Origin of the sequence: Tersicoccus sp. Bi-70 (genome assembly GCF_001968825.1) — a bacterium.
In the GTDB taxonomy this organism is placed as follows: Bacteria; Actinomycetota; Actinomycetes; order Actinomycetales; family Micrococcaceae; genus Tersicoccus.
This window is the reverse complement of record NZ_MIEU01000004.1, coordinates 1-4,686: the sequence shown is the minus strand read 5'-3', so window position 1 is coordinate 4,686 and position 4,686 is coordinate 1. Positions and strand designations below refer to the sequence as shown.

6 protein-coding genes and 1 pseudogene are annotated in these 4,686 nt (G+C 68.7%); 5 read left to right on the top strand and 2 right to left on the bottom strand.

Going from position 1 to position 4,686, the window contains the following annotated elements:
• Positions 1–354, bottom strand: a pseudogene (locus tag BGP79_RS03870) (hypothetical protein); the annotation flags it as partial.
• A 41-nt stretch (positions 355–395) separates the two neighbouring features.
• Here BGP79_RS03870 and BGP79_RS03865 point away from each other — a divergent pair.
• From BGP79_RS03865 to BGP79_RS03845, 5 genes are read left to right on the top strand one after another with little or no spacing between them, the layout of a single operon-like run.
• A complete protein-coding gene (locus tag BGP79_RS03865) occupies positions 396–755 on the top strand; it encodes a helix-turn-helix transcriptional regulator (protein ID WP_076693369.1) in 360 nt (119 codons plus the stop codon).
• Positions 752–2,668, top strand: a complete 1,917-nt coding sequence (locus BGP79_RS03860; protein ID WP_028707591.1) for a cation-translocating P-type ATPase — start codon at positions 752–754, stop codon at positions 2,666–2,668. Before BGP79_RS03865 ends, BGP79_RS03860 begins: the two co-directional genes overlap by 4 nt.
• On the top strand, positions 2,668–3,276 hold the full coding sequence (locus tag BGP79_RS03855; RefSeq protein WP_076693368.1) for a cadmium resistance transporter: 609 nt from the start codon (positions 2,668–2,670) through the stop codon (positions 3,274–3,276). The genes BGP79_RS03860 and BGP79_RS03855 overlap by 1 nt, the downstream gene beginning before the upstream one ends.
• The gene (locus BGP79_RS03850; protein ID WP_026936350.1) at positions 3,273–3,797 is read left to right on the top strand and encodes a signal peptidase II; all 525 of its coding nucleotides are present in this window, start codon (positions 3,273–3,275) and stop codon (positions 3,795–3,797) included. The genes BGP79_RS03855 and BGP79_RS03850 overlap by 4 nt, the downstream gene beginning before the upstream one ends.
• 10 nt (positions 3,798–3,807) lie before the next feature.
• Positions 3,808–4,119 (top strand): hypothetical protein, encoded by a 312-nt coding sequence (locus BGP79_RS03845; RefSeq protein ID WP_026936351.1) that lies wholly within the window; start codon positions 3,808–3,810, stop codon positions 4,117–4,119.
• A gap of 7 nt (positions 4,120–4,126) precedes the next feature.
• Here BGP79_RS03845 and BGP79_RS03840 read toward each other — a convergent pair whose 3' ends face one another.
• Positions 4,127–4,603 carry a hypothetical protein gene (locus BGP79_RS03840; RefSeq protein ID WP_233121092.1) on the bottom strand — a complete coding sequence of 159 codons (477 nt, stop codon included), beginning with the start codon at positions 4,601–4,603 and terminating at the stop codon, positions 4,127–4,129.
• Positions 4,604–4,686: the final 83 nt, after the last annotated feature.

Below are 4,686 nucleotides of genomic sequence, written 5' to 3'. Positions count from 1 at the left end.
GCGGGCCATGATCGCGTCCACGTGCCCGGCCGGCATCGCCTCGACGTCGCACACCCCACCCAGATGGCCATTCTGCTTGGCCACCCTGTTCGCGAACTTCGCCAGGGTCTTGGTCGGGCCAATGCCGACGCACACGGGCAGCCCGGTGTGCCGGGCGACCGCGTCCCGGATCAGCCGGCCCTGGTCGACGTAGGCACCGCGGCGGGCGTCCAGGCCGAGGAAGGACTCGTCGATGGAGTAGACCTCCTGCCAGGCCGCGTAGCGGCTCAGCAGCTCTACTGGTAGCACCGATTGTTGCTGAGTCGCGTATTCATCAGATGTCGACTGCTGTTTCGCCTTGTGGCGGAGGCTGATGCATCCGGCGATTGATCAGCCTGTGCTGTATAGTTCAGTGCATGCTGACTATTGCTTCTCGACTCGACGTCATGAACCGGCTCGGCCGGGCCATGGCGGATCCGACGCGTTCCCGGATCCTGATGACCCTGCTCGAGGGACCGAGCTACCCGGCGGTGCTCTCGCGTGAGCTGGAGCTGACTCGCTCGAACGTGTCGAACCACCTCACCTGCCTGCGCGACTGCGGCATCGTGGTCGCTGAGCCGGAGGGTCGCCAGACTAGGTATGAGATCGCTGATCCGCACCTCGCGGACGCTCTCATCGCGCTGGTGGATGTGACTCTGGCTGTCGACGAGCACGCTCCGTGCGTGGACTCGTCGTGCACCGTTCCGGGTTGCTGCGGAGCGGGAGCAGACGCGTGAGCGCGGCATGCGGCTGCGAGCACGAGCCGACGACCACGGCAGTCGATGAGAGCGAGGAGAAGGAGCGGCCCTGGTGGAGGGACCGCGGGATCATGGTGCCGGTCTTCTCCGGTGTCGCGTTCCTCGCTGGTCTGATCCTTGAGTGGTCCGGCATGGAGATCCCGGCACTGGTGCTGTTCTGGGTCGGCTTGCTGCTGGGCGCGTCGACGTTCACGCCGGGCGCGATCCGGAAGCTGTTCAAGGGCAAGCTGGGCATCGGGCTGCTGATGACGATCAGCGCGGTCGGCGCAGTCGTCCTCGGCTACGTCGAAGAGGCTGCGGCGCTGGCGTTCCTCTACTCGATCGCAGAGGCGCTGGAGGACAAGGCGATGGACCGCGCCCGCGGCGGGCTGCGAGCGCTGCTGAAGCTGGTCCCCGACACCGCGACCGTGCGCCGCGACGGCGCTTCGGTGGAGATTGCGGCGAAGGACCTCGCGGTCGGGCAGGTCATGGTGGTTCGTCCCGGCGAGCGGATCGCGACCGACGGAGTCGTCCGTGCGGGGCGCTCCAGCCTGGACACCTCGGCGATCACGGGCGAGTCGATCCCGGTCGAGGTCGAGCCCGGCGACGCCGTGTCGGCCGGCGCGATCAACAGCGCCGGTGCGCTGGAGGTCGAGACGACGGCGGCGGGCACCGACAACTCGCTCACGACCATCGTGGAGCTGGTGGAGCAGGCGCAGGCGGAGAAGGGCGAGCGAGCGCGCCTCGCGGACCGGATCGCGCGCCCGCTGGTCCCGGGCGTGCTGGTCCTCGCGGCCCTGGTCGCCCTGGTCGGCTCGCTGTTCGGGGACCCGGAGCTGTGGATCACCCGAGCCCTCGTCGTCCTCGTCGCCGCCTCCCCGTGCGCGCTGGCGATCTCGGTGCCGCTGACGGTGGTCGCGGCGATCGGCGCGGCGAGCAAGTTCGGCGTGATCATCAAGTCCGGCGCGGTGTTCGAGCGCTTCGGCACGGTCCGCCACGTCGCCGTCGACAAGACCGGCACCCTCACCCGCAACGAGCCCGCCGTCACCGCGGTCCTCGCCGCGGACGGCGTGACCGACGCCCAGGCGCTGGCCTGGGCGGCCGCGCTGGAGCAGCACAGCACGCACCCGCTGGCCGCGGCGATCACCGCCGCAGCCCCCGGAGCCCAGGCTGCGGAGGGCGTGACCGAGCAGGCCGGGCACGGCATCGAGGGCAAGATCGACGGGACTCGGATCACCGTCGGCAGCCCCCGCTGGCTCGACGCCGGGGTGCTCGGCGACCAGGTCGCGGGCCTGGAGGAGCAGGGCATGACCGTTGTGATCGTGCACCGCGACGGGGCCCCTGTCGCCGCGATCGGCGTCCGCGACGAGCTGCGTCCCGAGGTCCCCGAAGTGGTGCGGACTCTCGCGGCGCAGGGCGTCGGGGTGACGATGCTCACCGGCGACAACGCCCGCACGGCACGGGCGCTGGCAGCGCAGGCCGGTATCAGCGACGTGCGCGCGGAACTGCGTCCCGAAGACAAAGCGACCGCGATCGGGGAGCTGTCAAAGGCGGGGTCGGTTGCAATGATCGGCGACGGCATCAACGACGCCCCCGCTCTGGCCGCCGCGGACATCGGCATCGCGATGGGCGCGACCGGCTCGGACGCGGCGATCGAGTCCGCCGACGTCGCGTTCACCGGCCACGACCTCCGCCTCATCCCGCGCGCGTTCGACCACGCCCGCCGCGGACGCCGCATCATCAACCAGAACATCGTCCTGTCGCTGCTGATCATCACCGCGCTGCTGCCGCTCGCGCTGTTCGGCGTCCTCGGACTCGCCGCTGTGGTGCTGGTCCACGAGATCGCCGAGGTCGTCGTGATCCTCAACGGACTCCGCGCCGCCCGCACGCGTACCCCACGGCTGGAGAGCTGATGCTTGCGACCATCGGCTCAGCGATCGGCTTGTTTGCTGCGACCAACATCGATGACATCGTCGTGCTGACCGTGCTGTTCCTGGCCTCCAGCCGAGGGAAGCCGCGACCGTGGCAGATCGTCGCAGGCCAGTACCTCGGGTTCATCACCCTCGTCGTGATCAGCGTGATCGCCGCGCTCGGCCTGACCATCGTCCCCGACGAATGGGTGGGCTTCCTCGGCCTGATCCCGCTCGGCATCGGCATCTGGACCCTCGTGCGGGGCCTGCGACGCAACGGTGACGACGATGACGACGACGAGAAGATCACCGCGGTCGGGCTGTGGGGCGTCGCCGGGATCACGATCGCCAACGGGGCCGACAACATCTCCCTCTACACGCCGATCCTCCGCACCAGTTCGCCCGGCGACGTCGTCGTCATGATCGCGGTGTTCCTCGTCCTCGTCGCCGTCTGGTGCGCTGCTGGACGCCTGATCGGAACCCACAAGGCCGTCACCGAAACGCTTGAACGCGTCGAGCACTGGCTCGTACCCGTCGTGTTCATCGGCCTGGGCCTGTTCATCCTGATCGATTCCGGCGTCATCGTCCGCCTCGTCGAGGTCCTCGCATGACCCCGGACGCGGCTGCCGATGCTGAGCTGACGTCGGGAGAGCGGCAGCAGAGGGGGCGTTGGCGGCTCACGGCGGGGGCACTCGCGCTCGGCGGGCTCGTCCTCCTGATCGATCAGGGGACGAAGGCATGGGCGGAGGCCACGCTCACAGTAAGTGAGCGCCTCCCGCTGATCGGCGACCTGCTGGGCCTGCAACTCGCTTACAACCCCGGCGCGGCGTTCTCCTTCGGTGAGGGTTCCACCTGGGTGTTCGCGCTGGTGGCCGTCGCGGCCACCGTCACCGCGATCGTGTTCGCGTTCCGTGTCCGACACCCCGGGTGGGCGATCGTGATCGGCGCGCTTGGCGGGGCCGCCGCCTCCCACGCCGGCGACAGGCTTTTCCGTGCTCCAGGGTTCGCCCAGGGGCACGTCGTGGACTTCCTCGCCTACGGGAACTGGTTCATCGGGAACGTCGCCGACGTCGTGATCGTCACCGCCGCGATCGCCGGAGCGCTTCTGATGATCCGCGGCAACGAGAACTGAGAGGACCATCATGGAGATCATCCTGCAGTATTTCAACGGCTGCCCCAACTGGGAGGTGCTCGACCAGCGGCTCGCTGAAGTAGTCAACGACCGATCCGATGTCAGGGTCATACGTCAGCTGGTCGAGACCCCCGAGGACGCCGTGCGCCTCGGGTTCCACGGCTCCCCAACCGTGCTCGTCGACGGCATCGACCCGTTCGCCGACGAGCGTACCCACGTCGGGCTCGCCTGCCGGATGTTCCGCACGCCAGCTGGGATCGCCGGGTCGCCGACCGTCGAGCAGTTGCGCGAAGCGATTTCCGGCCCGGGCGCTGACGTGTGATGCTCGTTCAGGCGTGGTCGGAACGGAGTGCCGGATAGTCGGACCAGTCACCGCCGGCGAGACGCGACCATGCGGCGGCGGACGAGGTCGTGATGCCGAGGAGATCCGAGACGATCCGGGGATGCATTTGCCGGGTGAGCTCGATGAGCGCTGTGGTGCGTGCGCTTCCCGCGAGCAGGCCTTCGGCGCGAAGACGACGGCTCAGCGGGCCCGGGGTGAGGTGATTGCCTGGGTTCCGGCCGGGGAACAGCCATCCTTCAGGATGGTGCTTCGCGGCGTCGGCGAGATCGCTGATGGCGTCGCCAAAGATCTCGGGGAGCCCGATCGGCTCGGCCCCGACGGTCAGCGTGACGGGCCGCGAGCTCGTATCGATCTGTGTCCGGGTGATCGTGACGATGCGGGTCAGCTGGATGCCGTGAATCGCCCCGGGTTTAGTGGAGGGCGAGTTCTTCCAGCGCTGGCTGGCTCTGGGGGTTGATCTCACGGTAGTACTCGTTCTCCTTCTCGATCGGTGTGAGGTATCCGATCGATGAGTGCAGCCGGTTCTCGTTGAACCAGTGCACCCAG